The 17,080-nt window shown below is 46.9% G+C and carries 16 protein-coding genes; 11 read left to right on the top strand and 5 right to left on the bottom strand.

What is annotated here, in order from left to right; all coding sequences use genetic code 11:
- Positions 1–276: 276 nt before the first annotated feature.
- A complete protein-coding gene (locus tag QUA78_RS08825; protein WP_333300429.1) occupies positions 277–2,223 on the top strand; it encodes an Ig-like domain-containing protein in 1,947 nt (648 codons plus the stop codon).
- 644 nt (positions 2,224–2,867) lie between these two features.
- Here QUA78_RS08825 and QUA78_RS08830 read toward each other — a convergent pair.
- The 3 genes from QUA78_RS08830 to QUA78_RS08840 form a co-directional block, all read right to left on the bottom strand.
- On the bottom strand, positions 2,868–4,856 hold the full coding sequence (locus QUA78_RS08830; protein WP_333300430.1) for a DICT sensory domain-containing protein: 1,989 nt from the start codon (positions 4,854–4,856) through the stop codon (positions 2,868–2,870).
- 566 nt (positions 4,857–5,422) lie between these two features.
- A complete protein-coding gene (locus QUA78_RS08835; RefSeq protein ID WP_333197152.1) occupies positions 5,423–5,734 on the bottom strand; it encodes a DUF2973 domain-containing protein in 312 nt (103 codons plus the stop codon).
- Between the two features lie 158 nt (positions 5,735–5,892).
- On the bottom strand, positions 5,893–6,222 hold the full coding sequence (locus QUA78_RS08840) for a DUF2605 domain-containing protein (RefSeq protein WP_333187452.1): 330 nt from the start codon (positions 6,220–6,222) through the stop codon (positions 5,893–5,895).
- Between the two features lie 266 nt (positions 6,223–6,488).
- On the opposite strand from QUA78_RS08840, the gene QUA78_RS08845 reads away from it, so the two are divergent.
- From QUA78_RS08845 to QUA78_RS08860, 4 genes are all read left to right on the top strand, one after another.
- Positions 6,489–6,623, top strand: a complete 135-nt coding sequence (locus tag QUA78_RS08845; protein WP_333300432.1) for a hypothetical protein — start codon at positions 6,489–6,491, stop codon at positions 6,621–6,623.
- Positions 6,616–8,445, top strand: coding sequence for a threonine--tRNA ligase (thrS, locus tag QUA78_RS08850; protein WP_333300433.1), 1,830 nt, complete (start codon positions 6,616–6,618; stop codon positions 8,443–8,445). The genes QUA78_RS08845 and thrS overlap by 8 nt, the downstream gene beginning before the upstream one ends.
- A gap of 109 nt (positions 8,446–8,554) precedes the next feature.
- Entirely contained in the window at positions 8,555–9,349 is a 795-nt protein-coding gene (locus QUA78_RS08855) for a DUF4058 family protein (RefSeq protein WP_333300435.1), read from the top strand.
- A 32-nt stretch (positions 9,350–9,381) separates the two neighbouring features.
- Positions 9,382–10,194, top strand: coding sequence for a DUF4058 family protein (locus QUA78_RS08860; RefSeq protein ID WP_333300437.1), 813 nt, complete (start codon positions 9,382–9,384; stop codon positions 10,192–10,194).
- Here the strand turns inward: QUA78_RS08860 and QUA78_RS08865 are convergent.
- Together QUA78_RS08865 and QUA78_RS08870 are read right to left on the bottom strand one after the other, a co-directional pair.
- Positions 10,191–11,126, bottom strand: a complete 936-nt coding sequence (locus QUA78_RS08865) for a DUF1350 family protein (RefSeq protein WP_333300438.1) — start codon at positions 11,124–11,126, stop codon at positions 10,191–10,193. The genes QUA78_RS08860 and QUA78_RS08865 overlap by 4 nt on opposite strands.
- Before the next feature lie 99 nt (positions 11,127–11,225).
- Positions 11,226–12,038, bottom strand: coding sequence for a hypothetical protein (locus tag QUA78_RS08870; RefSeq protein WP_333300440.1), 813 nt, complete (start codon positions 12,036–12,038; stop codon positions 11,226–11,228).
- Positions 12,039–12,471: 433 nt separating this feature from the next.
- Between QUA78_RS08870 and QUA78_RS08875 the strand changes: the two genes are divergently transcribed.
- The 6 genes from QUA78_RS08875 (at position 12,472) to QUA78_RS08900 (ending at position 16,732) form a co-directional block, all read left to right on the top strand.
- Complete coding sequence (locus QUA78_RS08875; protein ID WP_333300442.1) at positions 12,472–12,690, top strand: DUF3285 domain-containing protein; 219 nt, start codon at positions 12,472–12,474, stop codon at positions 12,688–12,690.
- A 206-nt stretch (positions 12,691–12,896) separates the two neighbouring features.
- On the top strand, positions 12,897–13,433 hold the full coding sequence (gene ybeY, locus QUA78_RS08880; RefSeq protein ID WP_333300444.1) for an rRNA maturation RNase YbeY: 537 nt from the start codon (positions 12,897–12,899) through the stop codon (positions 13,431–13,433).
- A 161-nt stretch (positions 13,434–13,594) separates the two neighbouring features.
- Positions 13,595–14,107 carry a diacylglycerol kinase family protein gene (locus QUA78_RS08885; RefSeq protein WP_333300446.1) on the top strand — a complete coding sequence of 171 codons (513 nt, stop codon included), beginning with the start codon at positions 13,595–13,597 and terminating at the stop codon, positions 14,105–14,107.
- A 177-nt stretch (positions 14,108–14,284) separates the two neighbouring features.
- Entirely contained in the window at positions 14,285–14,872 is a 588-nt protein-coding gene (locus QUA78_RS08890) for an aminodeoxychorismate/anthranilate synthase component II (RefSeq protein WP_333300447.1), read from the top strand.
- A 261-nt stretch (positions 14,873–15,133) separates the two neighbouring features.
- The gene (locus tag QUA78_RS08895) at positions 15,134–15,916 is read left to right on the top strand and encodes an MBL fold metallo-hydrolase (RefSeq protein ID WP_172190728.1); all 783 of its coding nucleotides are present in this window, start codon (positions 15,134–15,136) and stop codon (positions 15,914–15,916) included.
- Between the two features lie 165 nt (positions 15,917–16,081).
- The gene (locus tag QUA78_RS08900; RefSeq protein ID WP_333300449.1) at positions 16,082–16,732 is read left to right on the top strand and encodes a fasciclin domain-containing protein; all 651 of its coding nucleotides are present in this window, start codon (positions 16,082–16,084) and stop codon (positions 16,730–16,732) included.
- The last annotated feature ends 348 nt before the right edge of the window (positions 16,733–17,080 follow it).

Consider the following 17,080-nt stretch of genomic DNA (forward strand, 5'->3'; position numbering starts at 1 on the left):
AAAAAATGCGATCGCACTTTCGTCCATAAAGCCTATTTAATCAAACGCGCTTAAAACAACAGGAATCACCCCATGCCTAGTTGCAATCGCGCCAAACGATTTTACCGCCAGATTTATTTACCCAGTTTAATCAGTTGTCTTTTTGGACAAATCCTAGCAATAGTTTGGCGAATTTGATCGCTCCCGGGCCCATAGAAGCAACGGTTAAATCCTAGTTTCCCTTTTTAAAGGACGAAAGTTTCACTCACTCAAACAACACAAAAGGAAAAAAATCAAATGACAAACTTCACCGTTAACCAAACCACCGATGACGGCACTGGCTTAACCACAGGCACCCTCAGCTACGCCATTCTCCAAGCAAACCAACTAGCAGGGGATGACACCATTACCATCAACAATGATGTTCGCGTCACTGGGGTAATGAAAACCTTGGTGGACAGCAACATCACTATTGTGGGCAACAACCACATCGTTAGTGGCGATGCCAACAACAACGGCATCAACGACAACGGCGACGTGCGCTCCTTATTCATCTTGTCGGGAACTGTCGGTATTTCTGACCTGACTATTGCCAACGGACGGGCGCAAGGCGGCGCTGGTGGCGGCGGCGGTGCCGGACTGGGGGGCGGCTTGTTCATCTATGATGGCGATGTCTCCTTAACCAATGTCGCTTTTAGTAATAACGCAGCCCAAGGCGGCAGCGGCGGCTACGGCGGCGGCGGCGGTATGTTTGGCAATACTGGCGGCAGCTACGGCGGCGAAGGCGGCGGCGGCGGACTGTTTGGTTCTGGCACTGGCAACAACGGCGGTTACGGCGGCAACGGCAATTATGGCGGTAGCAGCAATGGCGGCTTCGGCGGCGGCGGTGTTGCCGTGAGCAGCGGACTCAACGGCGGTGCTGGCGGCTTCGGCGGTGGCGGTGGCAGCGGATTAAGTGGCGGATATGGCGGTGCTGGCGGCTTCGGCGGCGGCGGTGGCGGTATATCTGCCATAGGAGTCGGCGGTGCTGGCGGATATGGCGGTGGCGGCGGAACTTATGGCGGTACTGGCGGCTTCGGAGGCGGTGCTGGCAGCAATTCTGGCGGCGGCGGCGGTGCTGGACTGGGGGGCGGCATTTTTGTCCGCAGTGGTTCTTTAACCCTCAGCAACACCAGCTTTACCAACAACACGGCTACAGGTGGGACGGGGGTTAACTCAGGTCAAGGTTTGGGTGGGGCAATTTTTCTCATGCAGTCCACCACCAATACCAACGGCAACAACCAGGGAATGCCCACCACCCTTGGCACTATCGATTTTGTGGGTTCGTCTACCTTCAGCGGCAACAGTGCCGCTAACGATGCGGGGACTCCCACCAATAACGATGATGTTTACGGCACACAAATACCTACAACCAACCAACCCCCCGTCGCTAACCCCGACAGTGCCACCACTGCCAAAAATACTGCCGTAACCATCCCGGTAAGTACCCTGTTAGCTAACGATACCGATCCCGACAGCAACCCCCTCAGCATCACTGGTGTCAGTAATGCTACCAACGGTGCGGCAGTCCTGAATAATAACGGCACTCCTCTCAACTCGGCAGATGACTTGATTGTCTTTACCCCGACGACTGGGTTCAGCGGCAATGGCAGCTTTGACTACACCCTCAGCGATGGCAGCCTCACCGACACTGGTAATGTCACCGTTGCCGTGGGAACTAACCTTTCTGGTGGTAACGGCGACGACTTGCTCAACGGCACAGCAGGCAAGGATAACCTCTCTGGTGGCAACGGCAAAGACACCCTCAACGGCAATGCTGGCAATGACACTTTAGCAGGTGGTAACGGCGGTGACATCCTCAACGGTGGCGACGGCAACGATTTGTTGCAGGGTGACGAAAGCGACGAAAGCAGCAACGGCAAAGACATCCTCACTGGCGGTGCCGGCAATGATGCCCTCTATGGCGGTAACGGCAAGGATGATTTGACTGGCGGTACTGGCAACGACATCTTAACTGGTGGCAGTGCTTCTGATACTTTCATCTTCGCCGCCCTAGACGGCACTGATACGATTACCGACTTTAACGATGGACTCGATTACATTGGTCTGTCCGGCGGTTTAACCTTTGGTCAACTGTCTTTCTCTGGCAGCAACATCATTATTACCAGCACCAATGAAATCCTGGCAACGCTGACGGGTATTAATACCACTACCCTCACGGCTGCTGATTTCATGGCGATTTAGGATTACAGCCCTTTTGGGTGATTGGTGATGCGATCGCGTTTGAGAACAACAAAAATGCGATCGCACTTTCGTCCATAAAGCGTATTTAATCAGAGGCGCTTAAAACAACAGGAATCATATCAATTCCGGTTGCACTCATACATGATATAGAGGACACGGCAGTGCCGTGTCCCTACCGCGATTAATTGTACGGACACGGCACTGCCGTCTCGAAAGCTGTGGGTAATATTAATTCCGATGCTTGAAGAGATCGGAATTAATCTAACAAATTTTCCCCCAATCCTGCTGATATTTATCTCAAATTCAGTGACAGATAATATCGTTTCCGTTAGCATCGGAATGATATAAACGGAGGACACGGCAGTGCCGTTTCCCTACCACGATCAATTGTAGGGAAACGGCACTGCCGTGTCCTCTGTATCATTCCGGTGCAGCCGGAATTGATATAAGCTATCAAACTTGTCTAATTTTTTCTGTCAATTCCGTTGGGATTTTTGGTAATTATCGTGTCTAATTTTAGGTGCATCTTTAGGCATTTCCCGCATCAACTCTATTTCCCAATGTACTCAGAACAGGAGCATCTGACGCTTGGAAGCTTTCCTAAAAATTTATTGACAATCTTGGGTAAGTTTGATATCATCGAGCTAAACAGTGGGAATAGTGAAATGAAATTCACTCCCTCTATCTTTTCCAGGGGAATCTACCCAAATTTTGCCTCCCCAGCCGGCAACAATCTGCTTGCAAATTGCCAATCCCAAACCGGTACCGCCGGCACTGCGGCGCAGCGCTCCTTCTTCTTGATAAAATCGATCGAACACTACTTTTAAACTATTCGCCTCGATTCCCCTCCCCGTATCCGATACCAGCACTTCCACCATCCGAGAACCGTTGTATTTCGCTCGCACTGTCACGCTTCCCTGAGGTGTGGTGAACTTGCAAGCGTTGTCTAGCAGTTTGGAGAGCACCTCCACCAACCACTCTCCGTCAGCTTGCACTAAAGGCAATTCTGCCGACACTTCGGCGATAATTTCCGGTAACTGTCGATCGACCGTGCGCGATCGCACGCTGCTGAGGGCTAAATCAACGCATTCTTGCAGCGTCAGCGATTCTACATTCCATTGAACTCGCCCGCTTTCTAAGTGAGAAAGAGTTAAGAAATCCTGCACGAGTTTTCGCATTCGATCGGCATCGCCGAGGGCAGTTTCTAACATGATTTGCCGCAACTCTGCGGGCATATCCGGTTCGGAACTCAAACTTTCCAAACAAACTTGAATTGTAGAAAGTGGAGTGCGGAGTTCGTGTCCGGTGATGGCAATTAGATTGCTGCGAGTGCGGTCTAATGCTTCTAATTGTTGGTTGAGTTCTTCTAAATGAGCGTAGGTTTCTGCTTGAATTAAGGCTGCTCCGAGTTGGGTGGCGATCGCCTCTACTAAAGAAATTTCGTCTTCTTCCCAAGGCAAAACCGCTCGGCACTGGTGCATTTCCACCATGCCCAAAACTCGCCCCTGATAAAGCACTGGCACCATTAACCAAGAAACAATTTTCCAATTTTTTACAGTTTCCCTGAGGGATTTTGTATTGACAATCAGCGGGTGTTGTGCTGTGTCTTGGATGTAAACTCGCTCTTGCCGCGCCACCGCGTCGCTCCATATTTGATTTTCCTGCAACAGCCAAGTCTGATCCAGCATGGAACTAGCGCCCGGAGCCAAAAACTCGCGATCGATTTTGACCGCCACATCTGTGGCCTTGCACCGATAAATCAAACACCGGCTTGCCGACAGGGCAGTTCCCAGTTCTTGCACTGCGACTTCGACGATTTCTTGCGGGTTGAGAGACTGCCGCATTGCCGTGGTAATTAAGTTTACGAGGCGTTCTTTGCGTTCCTGAGCGGCGATCGCGCTGTATGCTTTGAGCAGTTTGTGCTGGCCTGCTTGCAAGTAGGTTACTAAGCGTTCGGTAAAAGCGTCGCTCAATTGGGGATTGGGAATTGTTGAGTTTTTTGGCGCACTTATGTCGGGTTTGGCGGCTTTGGAGGTGGCGGATTTCCTCGTTTTTTTCGGTGTTTTGAGTAGCTTGTAAGTAGTTCGCGCTCGATCGATCTTTTCGGCCAATTCCGGGCGATATTGGACAATTCTATCGAGCAACAATGCGGCAGCTTTGGAGGTTACCTCGCGATCGAACGTCCAAATTCCTTCAAATCTGCGAGCTTGATCCATCAACATTGGCCCGCGATCGTCCTGATTGTCGATCGGCACAATTTTTTCATGACAAATCAGGCAAGTTGAGTAGTGTTGCCCCAGCACCACTAAGTGCCACTCTTTACTTAATCCGTCCTCCGGTGCAAAAGCCACAGTTTCGTGACACTCCGAAGCATTTTTAAAGTCTGTTTCCGGTGCTGCCAGCACGTATACCTGAGAGGAACGTGAGGCAATTCGTCGGTAACGGTGAGCTTCCTGGCGGTAGAAGCGCTCTCGCTGAAAGCTTGCAATGACTAGCGGTGCGTCGGAACCCGCCAAAACCAAGTCTTCCATCGCGTGAGACAGGGCTGTCATGGAAGATTTGAAATAAATTTGTGCCCGCAGTTGGGGCAAAGCTTGCAGAAGTTCTGCCAGTAGCGAAATAGGGACGATCATCTAGCCTTAAACGTGCATTTTTGCCGATGACAAAACAGGATCGATAGGAGGTTTAGAGCGATCCCTTTTCAGTATCTGATACATTTATGCTTCATAACACGACTGTTTAAGTCATATCATGCTAGCCATATCATTTAGACGAATCTAAGCAGAGGTATGCCTCCCAGACCTTGAGTTCATCCCAAAGTCACCTGTTTTTACCTCTAGGTTTTGACGCCAACTCATCTATTCAGGCTTCGATTCGGGCGTTAGCACTCTCACCATTCAGACTTGTTAGGCACCGCTTGCGGATCTCTTGCATTATACTATTCTTGAGCTATTTGATATCAGTGCGATCGGTATAGGTTTTTGGCGATCGAGCTACTTGGTAATTAAACTTTATAAAAGCACAAGTAATTGGCTATTAGTTAAAAACTAACGACCAATTATTTTGAGGACTTATCCCAATAAACCCGGTTTTTACCCACAATGTATGAATAAACCGGGCTTCTGACACCGAGCGTGTAAGTCCTATTTTTTTTTTTGAGGCATCGCGCCTGAGTATAAATGCTGCGGCTGTGGTTGTATCAGGCTAGTTCGCCCCCTTCGTCGTTGCCGCCCGGAGATGATTTGTAGAGAGCATCTAATTGTTCGCGGGCGTCTTGGACAGTCAGCGAACGCATCACTAACAGTGGCTCATTGACAATGTTGCCGTGTTCGTCTAAAAGTTCTGGATGCGGTACAGATTGAGAGCGAGGATAGGATGGGTAGGGATTATTTGCCCTGAATTGTTGAGGGCGCTGGGACTCCATACCTACGGTGACGAGACTGCGGATTAAGTTACCGACTGCCAGAAAGGCAAGAACGGTAAAAGCTAAAATATAAAGCAGGTGCAACATTATTTTCTCCTCCGGGCTAAACAGCCACACAGCAATTTACAAATGTGTTTCAGCAAGTAATAACTTATTAACTGGAAATCTGTTTGAGGTTGTCAAGTCAGCCAACACATTTCCACAAGTTTGGGATTTGAGTGCAAGTTTAACTTAAATTCGCTTCCTTATTTTCCTGGGGGAGCTGACTGCAATGAGCGAAAGCGCGCCGATACTTGCCAGCATTCGGCGAGCAGTCTGTGCCACGGCATCAGTGCTGCGGTTTCAATGCCAACTTGACCTGCTGTTGCTTGAAATAGAGCTTTAGCCGCGCCTACTTCTTGCTGAGCCTGTTTGACTCGCGCCAGCAAGTCAGATTGATCTTCGCCGCTGAGAAAGGGTATTTCCTCAGTTTCTAAGAGCTTTGCCGATCGGTCGAACCAGTAATTGAAATCCTCTAACAGCGGTTCCAGTAACGCTTTGAGCAATTCTGATTCGGGCAAGTTGGAATTAAGCATGGATCAAAAATGGGTTATTTATCTATTATAGTCTTAGACGGTCTTTACAAATTGTAACATATTTTTAACAAACATTCAAAAATTTAACAACAATTAGCCAATGAGTTTGAACAAATTTAACAATGTCAGCAGCGATTTTTGATTTGCAATCCCAAAATTTTGCTAAATATCCGCTCAGACTCGCTAGCGACAGCTCATAGCAGAAGGAAGAAGGAAGAAGGAAGAAGGAAGAAGGAAGAAAAAAACTATGCCCAGCCCAATGCCCAATGCCCAATGCCCAATGCCCAGAATCACTAATTTCCAGGAGTGTACCCCAGCCGGAAGTCGGCGCTTGCTGTCCCAATCTGAGTAAGATAGAAGCAACTGCAACTAAATTAATTGCTAATTCAGCCGATGTCTAGCTCAGAATCCATGTCCGCTCCAGAAGAGTCCGTTAAGATTGAGTTGCCCCGCACGAGTGAGTCGGAGGCACTAAAAAAAATTCGCCACACCACCTCCCACGTTATGGCGATGGCGGTGCAGAAGTTGTTTCCCAAGGCGCAAGTGACGATCGGCCCTTGGATTGAAAACGGTTTCTATTATGACTTTGACACTCCCGAACCTTTTACGGAACAGGATTTAAAAGCCATTAAAAAAGAGATGATCAAAATCATCAACCGTAAATTGCCTGTAATTCGCGAAGAAGTCAGCCGCGAGGAAGCGGAACGCAGAATTAAGGAGATTAACGAACCTTACAAATTAGAAATTTTAGAAGGTTTGATCGAACCGATTACTCTTTACCATTTGGGTGACGAATGGTGGGATTTGTGCGCCGGGCCTCACTTGGATAATACCAGTGAATTGAATGCGAGGGCGATCGAGCTAGAAAGCCTAGCAGGCGCTTACTGGCGCGGCGACGAAACCAAAGCTCAGTTGCAGCGCATTTACGGCACAGCTTGGGAAACTCCCGAACAATTAGCAGCATACAAACACCGCAAAGAAGAAGCATTAAGACGCGATCACCGCAAATTAGGCAAAGAATTAGGCTTGTTTATCTTTGCCGATCCGGTGGGCCCGGGTTTGCCTTTGTGGACGCCAAAAGGCACTGTTTTGAGAAGTATTTTAGAAGATTACTTGAAACAAGAACAAATCAAGCGCGGCTATTTGCAAGTGGTGACTCCGCACATCGCCCGAGTCGATTTGTTCAAAATTTCCGGCCACTGGCAGAAATACAAAGAAGATATGTTTCCGCTGATGGCAGAAGATGAGGAAGCGGCAGCAAACGAACAGGGTTTTGTGATGAAACCTATGAACTGCCCTTTTCACATTCAAATTTACAAAAGCGAATTGCGTTCCTATCGCGAATTGCCGATGCGCTTAGCGGAATTCGGCACAGTTTACCGCTACGAACAATCGGGAGAATTGGGCGGTTTAACGCGGGTGCGCGGCTTTACGGTGGATGATTCCCACTTATTTGTCACGCCGGAACAGTTGGATCAGGAATTCTTGAATGTGGTGGATTTGATTCTGTCTGTCTTCAAGAGTCTGCAACTGAAAAACTTTAAGGCGCGTTTGAGTTTCCGCGATCCGAACAATTTAGAGAAATACATTGGTTCCGATGAAGCTTGGGAAAAGGCTCAAGGTGCAATCCGCCGCGCGGTAGAAACTTTGGGAATGAATTATTTTGAGGGAATTGGGGAGGCGGCTTTTTACGGCCCAAAACTCGATTTCATTTTCCAAGATGTCTTGGATAGAGAATGGCAATTAGGAACTGTTCAGGTAGATTACAATTTGCCAGAACGTTTTGATTTGGAATACGTCGCTGAAGACGGCACTCGCAAGCGTCCGGTGATGATTCACCGCGCTCCTTTCGGTTCTTTGGAACGCTTGATCGGAATTTTGATCGAGCAGTATGCGGGCGATTTTCCGCTGTGGTTAGCGCCGATTCAGGTGCGGTTGTTGCCTGTCAGCGCCGAGTTTTTGCCGTTTGCTAAGGAAGTAGCGGCTAAGATGAAAGCGCTAAATATCCGCGCTGAAGCTGATGAGAATAGCGAGCGTTTGGGCAAGTTAATTCGCAATGCTGAGAAGGATAAAATTCCGGTGATGGGTGTTGTGGGTGCGAAGGAAGTTGAGGCGAATAGTTTGAATATTCGGACTCGGGCTTCTGGGGAGTTGGGGGCGATTTCGGTTGATGAAGTGATTGGGAGGTTGCAGGGGGCTATTAGTAGTTACGGCGATTTTTAGGGAATTTTAATCGCAGATGCACGCGGATTAACGCAGATGATATTTTGATATTGTCTGCGTTTTTCTAATGGAGCTGATAAAATAGTAGTGGTAAACGGGAAGTACGCTCATGCCTAATCCATTTCCGGGGATGAATCCTTATTTAGAACATCCTGATTTTTGGCCAGAAGTCCATCATTTACTGATTAGTGTGATTAAGGAGTCGTTAACTCCGCAATTGCGCCCTAAATACCGCGTCGCTATTGAAAAGCGAATTTACGAAATCAAAGGTGAAAATTCTCTATTAGTAGCGATTCCTGATGTCTCTATCCAACAGAAACGCCGTCCCGCAAGTGCGATCATCGCATCTAATGCTGTCGCCGTCGCTTCCCGAACTGTGCAGCCTTTAAAAGTGAGAATCCCAGTGTCGGAAGAATTTAGGGAAGGATATTTAGAAGTAATCGATATGGCAACCAAGGAAGTTGTCACGGTTCTTGAAGTGCTTTCGCCTGCAAATAAACGCCGGGGGGAAGGTCGAGAAAAGTATGACAATAAGCGAAATAAAATATTTGATAGCAGTACCCATTTAGTCGAAATAGACTTGTTGCGGGGTGGGGAACCTTTGCCAGTTTTCGGACATTCCCATAAAAGCGACTGCCGCGTTTTAGTCAGCCGCAGCAATCAACGCCCGATCGCAGATTTATACTTATTTAACCTTCCCGATACAATTCCTGCATTTCCCTTGCCTTTGCGTCCAGAAGATGTAGAGCCTGTTCTGGATTTACAGGCGCTGATTAATCAAGTATACGATCGCGCAGGTTATGATTTTGAAATTGATTACACAGCCGATGCAGTGCCCCCGCTGTCAGAAACGGATGCTGTTTGGGCCGATTCTCTGTTGCGGGACAGAGCGTTAAGGGGATAATACAAGTAGGTAAATTAACAGGAGCTAGATTAATGCCTAATCCGTTTCCAGGGATGAATCCTTATTTAGAAAGTCCTGAATTGTGGCCTCAAGTACATCACTTGCTAATTAGTAGCATTTTTGAATCATTAGTGCCGCAGTTGCTGCCAAAATATATCGTCGATATTGAAAAAAGAGTTTATGAGCTTAGCGGGGACAATTCCCTATTAGTGGGGATTCCTGATGTCACTGTGCAGCGTTCTCCTAGTCCAACCAACCCTACTTCTTCTAATGTTGCAGTTGCCGCACCGCCTGTGACAGCTTTGAAAGTAAGACTGCCAGTACCTGTGGAATTTAGGGAAGCATATTTAGAGATACGAGATACAGCAACTAGGGAAGTTGTGACAGTGATTGAATTGCTGTCACCAGCCAATAAGCGCCCTGGCAAAGGGCGAGAAATGTATGAAGCAAAGCGAGAAAAGGTGTTTGGTAGTCGGACTCATATGATTGAGATTGACTTGCTGCGAAGTTACCAACCCATGTTAGTTTTTGATAACGATATTGAGGCAAATTATCGGATTTTAGTGAGTCGCGGAAATCAAAGGCCTTGGGCGGATTTGTACCTTTTCAATTTACCCGATATGATTCCTGCGTTTCCATTGCCTTTGCGCGCAGGCGATGCAGAACCAATTGTAGATTTACAAGGGTTATTAAATGGGGTTTACGATCGCGCCGCCTATGACTTTAGAATAGATTACACCGCCGCACCCGTACCTGCGCTTTCAGAATCAGATGCTGCTTGGGCGGATGCTTTGTTGGAGGAGAGAGGGTTGAAAGGGCGATCGCAAATAACAACTGATAGTTAAGCGTCTAACCGCTTTTTCAAAGCATCTAAAAAATGAACAGACCAATATTCAAGAAATCGGCTTTTCAGAGGCTTGATGAATTTATCCCAAGGATTGAGGTCAACAATATAATTACCGATTTTGATGCCAACAGGCTCTAAATGTTTGCCTTCTATTTCCTGGCTCAATAAGGGCAATTTTCTATTACTTAGCTGTTGTATGAGCCAAAGTACATCGCTCATTTTTTGTTGTTCTATACTTTTGTTGATATCATTGGTAGAACCAGCAATATCATCTCGCTCGAAAGAAATTATTGCAGTCAAATTAAACAAAGAACTATTAGCAATAAAGCATTGAGTTTGTTCTCTGGTTGGTAGCACTCCTAAGCGGAATTTGTCTAACAATTGTGCTAGCGATCGCACTGGAATAGCGCTCTCTGTATTGCTGATATCAGGAGCAATTAATAAGGACGGCTGGCTTTTAATTGAAGGTCTGTCGATGCCCAGGTTTTCGATTAAGCTGTGAATCTGTTCGCAGTCCGGGCGATCGCAGAATTTATCCACAATATTTGGATACCGATCGTCGCTTAAAAATTCTAAAAGAGCAATGTACTTGCATCCCAGACTGTGACCAACCCAAAAATAACTCGATGGTTCTTGATAAATTTCGCTTTCATAGCCTAATCTTTGAGCAATCTCGGTCAGTTCTGTTCTCAGTATCTCCTGCTCTTTTAATAACCCAATAGCGATCGGCCAGTGACGAAAAGTAAATCTAAATGGCAAAGCAACTACGGTATAACCTTCTTCAAATAACTGCTGTAAAAAATATCGATAAAACAGAGTTGGCAAACTACCAAAAAAAGTTCCACCAATAAATTGAACAACACCTTTGGGCTGCGGATGAACAGCCACCCAACTAAAAGAAACAGGCTGAAATTTAAATGAGTTCGACATTTGAATAAAGCTCAGTGAGTGTATAAGTGGGCGTAATTAAACGTAATCAAACGTAAGGTGGGTCTTGCCCACCTTACAGTTACTTACCCTTTAACAGTTCTAGCTGCGAGACATTCTGACAGGAATATCAAATTTGTCCATCACTGTATTTAGCTCTTGCAAATTGATATCGTTGGTATCGATTTGGGCCAGCAGTTGCACTAGCATTTGAGCTTTTTCTGAATTGTCAGCGTCCAAACTAGGCAAGTCCAAAGTACCGTTGCGCAACTCTTCCAAAATCGGCGCAACAATTGGCAAATGGATGATGATTGGTTGGCCAGGTTCAGGAGGAATCTCGTTCAAGGCTTTTCCACTGGCGATCGCTAAAGTGTAATTAATTTGATCGAAGTCTAGTGGAGCTTTAGCTGCTAGTGGCGAGAACTCATTCGGCAAGAAAGTACCGCGAATTTCGGGATTCAATAATACCTTGACTGGTTTTTCGCTTTGCGGTACAGGGATCGGAAAGCTTCGGCGCGGCGGCAAAAACAAGGAGACATATCCGCGCACTTCTAACAAACCTGGGGTCAAACTTCCTGGCAGAATTGGCAACAATTCAACAGATGCAGTTTTGTGAGCGGGTATTGTGAAAAATCCTCGATATACCTTCGGTTTTCCCGGCTGCTGAGTCAGAGTTACAGAAGTGTTATTGCCTTCAACGTCAACAACTAAGAAAGCGTTGTTGAGCAAGATTTTATTAGGATCTGCCGGCACGGGTAAGCTAACGGTAAACTCAATCCGATATCGCAAGTCGATCGCTTCGAGATTGGAGATGGTGAGAAAGTATCCCTGAACGACTCGGCGAGCAACAGCCTCAAGGCCACCAATCGGAGGTGCGATCGGCTTTGTGAGGATTTCAAAGGTGGAAACTTCCATGTTTTTGTCAGAGTAATTTAAGTTTGTGGTTTGGTCTTTAGCCGGAAAATTTTGTTTCTGTTTTTCCGTGGCTATATCTATGAATAACTGCCCGTCGCGGTTGCTTAACAGTCGCTTTTTCTGGTGACACTCGTTTGAGTTAACTCAAGTGAGTGTCGCTCGATCGTGCGACTTGACAATTTAAAAATTTTTGTTAAAGCGCTGAGGAACACGGATCGGGAATTTAATTTATCCTTGTGTATCTGAAGATGAAAATAAAATATCGAATTGATAATCAGCCCGATCGCACATTAATCTGTTGGTATAATCCCCGTTCAAGGGGCCCGCGGCGATCGAAAAACTCAAAACACCTACACAAAACGTTACATATTTGTTAACATCGGGACGAGCCTGTCCTCAACAGTCCCTCTATTAACCTTCTAAACTAACCGTTATGAGTCAACCTCCCTCAGCAATTCCCGCCTCCGAAGAGTCCGCCGAAACCCCGGCTGCACCGACAAACAATGCACCTCCACCGAGTTATGTCAAGCTGGCGATGCGGAACATGGTTCGCAAGCGGGCGACTTCTCTGTTTCATTTTGCTTTGACAGCGATCGGACTTTTAGGCGTACTCGTCGGTTTGGCTTTTCTCGATCGCTATTTCAATTCTTAATCGGGGATGCCAACAATCAGCCTCTAATTTCGATGTCTATTTTCATCTTTCACAAATAGGGAGTTAAGCTGATTGTTCTGCCTGCCTGTTGCAATCTCTAACAGATTACTGTATCTTTCCAGCAACAGCAAAATCCCCTGCCGTTCGATCGCGCAATTGGAATTTGTAAAAAAATTGAATATATTCCTTGACAGGAGATCAAAAAAATGTTACTAGAGGTGAACGTCGAAGACTGTTACGGGCTCGCCCAGCAGTCAGCCGACGCTTCCAGCCTCCCTGAGATTGCAGCCAGCGGGGAGATTTGGGCCCAAACCTGGGAAAATTGGTTTAGCGTTTGGCTGGAAAACCAGGCGGCGGATGTGCCAGCGGCCCCGGGCTACGAAGTCAGTCTGCGTTTAACCGCCGATACGGAGATGCAAGCCCTCAACCTCCAGTACCGCCAGCTCGATCGATCGACGGATGTACTAGCTTTCGCAGCTTTAGAGGTAGACTGTCCTCAGCTAGAAGAAATGCAGTCATCTGAACCCCTATACTTGGGTGATATCGTCATCTCGATCGATACAGCTCAGCGACAAGCCCAGCAGCAAGGACATCCCCTGAAGACCGAACTAGCTTGGCTGGCAGCCCACGGTTTTCTGCATCTTTTGGGCTGGGATCACCCGGATGAAGAAAGTCTGACTCAAATGCTCGATCGACAAGAAACATTGCTGCGGGCGATCGGTCTTGCGATCCAAACAGCATAACTGAAGTTGATGGTTATTTAACAAATCATGTCAAGCCCAACATAACTTTCTGAAATTAAACCAAAACTTTAGTAAAAACTTAGGAAAGTTACCTAGACTTGATTAAGTCAATTTAAAAAGTCTAGCTTTCATTCATCTCTGTAACTTAAAGTTGGTTATTTATGACACTAGATAGACCGTCAATTTCATCAAAAATCGCACAGTTTCTGCCCATGCCTCCAGACTCTTCTAGCCAGACAGTCCACGAGTCTAAAAAAGCCTTGAAATACAACCGAGAGCTGTCCTGGAAAATCGCATCTAGCTTAGCTACGAGTTTTAGATACGCTTGGGGGGGTCTGAGTTATGCTTTTGAAACTCAGCGCAATTTTCGGATTCACACAATTATAGGAACATTGGCGATCGGACTCGGGCTATTTTTGCAACTCAAACCTGTAGAAATATCTGTGATCGGCGTCACCATTGGCATAGTTTTAGCCATGGAACTTTTGAATACGGCGATCGAATCGGTGGTAGACTTGACAGTCGGGCAATCTTACCACGAACTAGCCAAAATTGCCAAAGACTGCGGTGCCGGAGCGGTTCTGGTATCGGCAATGGCTGCGATCATCGTCGGTACTGCACTTCTGCTTCCTCCTTTGTGGGCAGTCGTTCAAATTGCGATCGCCCGTCAGTAACTTATTAGACCCAGAAAATTTTAGGTTTTAGATGAGCAATTTGAGATTTTTAGTTTTATTCGTCTATATTGCAGCTATTTTTATTTTCGGCATCTATCTAAAATCTTCAAACCCTTGCTTTCAGGGAGCGAGTCAATCTAAAATCTAAAATCTAAAACCTAAAATCTAACTTAACCCGTGATTATAGTCATCGATAACTACGACAGTTTTACATACAATTTGGTACAGTATCTCGGAGAACTGGGTGCTGAGTTGCCGGTAGCCAGCGAAGTGCAAGTCTACCGCAACGACCAAATTTCCTTAGCACAAATTCGCCAATTGCAGCCTGCCGCAGTGGTGATTTCTCCAGGGCCGGGACGGCCGGAAGATGCGGGAATTTCTCTGGAATTAATCAAAGAATTGGGGCCGACTCTGCCAATTTTAGGCGTGTGTCTCGGACATCAAAGTATCGGTCAAGTATTTGGCGGCAAAATTGTTTCTGCACCCGTGTTGATGCACGGCAAAACTTCTCAGGTAGAACACGCAGGAGTCGGAGTTTTTCAGGGCGTGGAATCGCCGATGATTGCAACTCGCTATCACAGTTTGGTAATTGAAAAGCAGAGTTGTCCAGAAGTTTTGGAAATTACGGCTTGGGTTGAAGACGGAACTATTATGGGCGTGCGGCACCGCGAATATCCGCACATTGAAGGTGTACAATTTCACCCGGAAAGTATTTTGACGACTTCGGGAAAGCAATTATTGCGAAATTTCTTGGAAAGACTTTAGAGCTTTTTTGGATTGCGTAAAAAGTGCGATCGGATATAACCATCGATAACCCGGCAAGGTCGGACACGGCATTGCCGTGTCCCTACCCCAAAACATCACCCGACTAATTGTAGGGAAACGGCACTGCCGTGTCCTGATTTCGGGTAACTTGTCAGGGCGATCGATCTGATTCTGAAAGATTCAACAAATTGAATATATAGTTTTTTCATGGATTTATGGTATAACAACAAACGACCAACACCCGACAACCCCAACCACAAGATGAAACGGCGACAATTAATACGTTACGCACAGACGGGTTTGCTAGCAGCTTTAGCAACTGGTTTACCATCTGGATGGGAAAGCTATCAAGCTCAAACTGCTGATTCTTTGTCGGTTCAGTGGTTGGGCCACACTTGCTTCTTGTTCGCCGGAGGCGGTGCGAGGGTGCTGGTGAATCCTTTTCGCCCCCTGGGCTGTACCGCAGGCTATCGCTCTCCTAAAGTGCCAACAGATTTGATTCTGATTAGCAGCCGGTTGCTCGATGAAGGGGCGATCGACGGATTTGCGGGCAATCCCGGCCTTTTGTACGAACCGGGCGCTTACAGGTCTAACGGACTGCGGATTCAAGGGATTCGGACGGAAAAAGACCGTGAGGGAGGACGGCGATTTGGGGTCAATGTGGCTTGGCTGTGGCAGCAAGCGGGCGTTAAGATTTTACACTTGGGCGGAGTTGCTGGCCCGATCGGCATTGAAGAACAAATTTTGATCGGGCGGCCGGATGTAGTGCTAATTCCCGTGGGCGGAGGGCCGAAAGCTTACACTCCGGCGGAAGCGAAGCAAACTTTGCAACTTCTCAAACCGAAGATGGTGATTCCGACACATTTCAAAACCCAAGCCGCCGATGCTGCTGCGTGCGATTTAGTGCCGCTAGATGAATTTTTGGCGCTGATGGATGGTACGCCGGTGCGCCGATTGAATAATGACACGATTTCGATCAAATCTGCTGACTTACCCCAAACTGGTTCGGTGATTGAGGTTTTGAGTTACAGATTTAGCGGTTGATGCCCGATTTCTCAGCTTGCGTTATAGTAAGGAAGTTTTGGTCGATCGGGGATGCAAGACAATTTTCTCTCTATCTTAGCCTCTGGCAACCTTGCTTTTTGTCGAGATTTGGCTAACATAACAATTCATGTTCACTGTTTTATCTCATAAGGAAATGCAAGCGAAATGAAAAATCAAAATTTACCTAGCTGGATGAAACAACTGACAGGTTTCGCAGGAATAATCGGCGCTAGCGCGCTAATCGGTTTCCCGGCTTGGGCTCACATCACCTCCAACACCAATGTTGCTAATGCAACTCAAACTCCACAAGTTCCAGGAAAGGTGAAAACCGCTGCTTCACCAACACCAAATGGCGCTTCACCGGCACCAACTGGCGCTTCACCGGCACCAACTTCCGCTACTAAGGATATTGTTGCTATTGCATCTGGCGACGCTCAATTCAAGACGCTGACGAAGGCTTTGGGAGCAGCAGGTTTGGTGACAACTTTACAAGGAAAAGGCCCTTTCACTGTTTTTGCACCGACAGACGCGGCATTTGCTGCTTTGCCAAAAGGAACTGTTGATGATTTGCTCAAACCGGCCAACAAAGCCAAACTTACTAAGATTTTAACTTACCACGTTGTTCCTGGTTCGGTTTTATCTACCAGCCTGAAATCCGGCGATGTTAAAAGTGTCGAAGGCAGTTCGCTGAAGGTGGCTGTTAGCGCAGGCAAAGTTACTGTCAGCGGCGCTAATGTTGTGAAAGCTGATATCAAAGCTAGCAACGGCGTGATTCACGTAATTGACAAGGTTTTGATGCCGCCCGATGCCAAGTAGGACTAGCGGTTTTTGCATCAATTGATGTCAGGTTCGGTTAAAGGAAGGCGAAGTCCCCGACACGGCAGAAGTAAGGACACAGCAGTGCGGTGTTCCTACAGAGATAATGTGTAATTAACCGAATTTGAGCTGAGTGGCAATTAAGTGATATCTGGTGAAATACAGATATTCTGTAGGGACACAACATTGTTGTGTCCTTATTTTTATGGCACACAATGAAGGCGAAGGCCCGGACACGGCAGTGCCGTTTCCCTACTGATATCTGGTCAAATATAGATATTCTGTAGGGACACAACATTGTTGTGTCCTTATTTTTATGGCAGGCAATTCAGAATTATATAGATAAAG

This window comes from Microcoleus sp. K4-B3, from assembly GCF_036704615.1.
GTDB lineage: Bacteria > Cyanobacteriota > Cyanobacteriia > Cyanobacteriales > Microcoleaceae > Microcoleus.

Coding starts and splice junctions, on each gene's coding strand:
- QUA78_RS08875 (WP_333300442.1), top strand. CDS start 12,472: ATGAGTCAACCTCCCTCAGCAATTCCCGCCTCCGAAGAGTCCGCCGAA.
- QUA78_RS08845 (WP_333300432.1), top strand. CDS start 6,489: ATGCCCAATGCCCAATGCCCAGAATCACTAATTTCCAGGAGTGTACCC.
- QUA78_RS08870 (WP_333300440.1), bottom strand. CDS start 12,038: ATGGAAGTTTCCACCTTTGAAATCCTCACAAAGCCGATCGCACCTCCG.
- QUA78_RS08900 (WP_333300449.1), top strand. CDS start 16,082: ATGAAAAATCAAAATTTACCTAGCTGGATGAAACAACTGACAGGTTTC.
- QUA78_RS08860 (WP_333300437.1), top strand. CDS start 9,382: ATGCCTAATCCGTTTCCAGGGATGAATCCTTATTTAGAAAGTCCTGAA.
- QUA78_RS08835 (WP_333197152.1), bottom strand. CDS start 5,734: ATGTTGCACCTGCTTTATATTTTAGCTTTTACCGTTCTTGCCTTTCTG.
- thrS (WP_333300433.1), top strand. CDS start 6,616: ATGTCTAGCTCAGAATCCATGTCCGCTCCAGAAGAGTCCGTTAAGATT.
- ybeY (WP_333300444.1), top strand. CDS start 12,897: ATGTTACTAGAGGTGAACGTCGAAGACTGTTACGGGCTCGCCCAGCAG.
- QUA78_RS08895 (WP_172190728.1), top strand. CDS start 15,134: ATGAAACGGCGACAATTAATACGTTACGCACAGACGGGTTTGCTAGCA.
- QUA78_RS08840 (WP_333187452.1), bottom strand. CDS start 6,222: ATGCTTAATTCCAACTTGCCCGAATCAGAATTGCTCAAAGCGTTACTG.
- QUA78_RS08830 (WP_333300430.1), bottom strand. CDS start 4,856: ATGATCGTCCCTATTTCGCTACTGGCAGAACTTCTGCAAGCTTTGCCC.
- QUA78_RS08865 (WP_333300438.1), bottom strand. CDS start 11,126: ATGTCGAACTCATTTAAATTTCAGCCTGTTTCTTTTAGTTGGGTGGCT.
- QUA78_RS08855 (WP_333300435.1), top strand. CDS start 8,555: ATGCCTAATCCATTTCCGGGGATGAATCCTTATTTAGAACATCCTGAT.
- QUA78_RS08885 (WP_333300446.1), top strand. CDS start 13,595: ATGACACTAGATAGACCGTCAATTTCATCAAAAATCGCACAGTTTCTG.
- QUA78_RS08825 (WP_333300429.1), top strand. CDS start 277: ATGACAAACTTCACCGTTAACCAAACCACCGATGACGGCACTGGCTTA.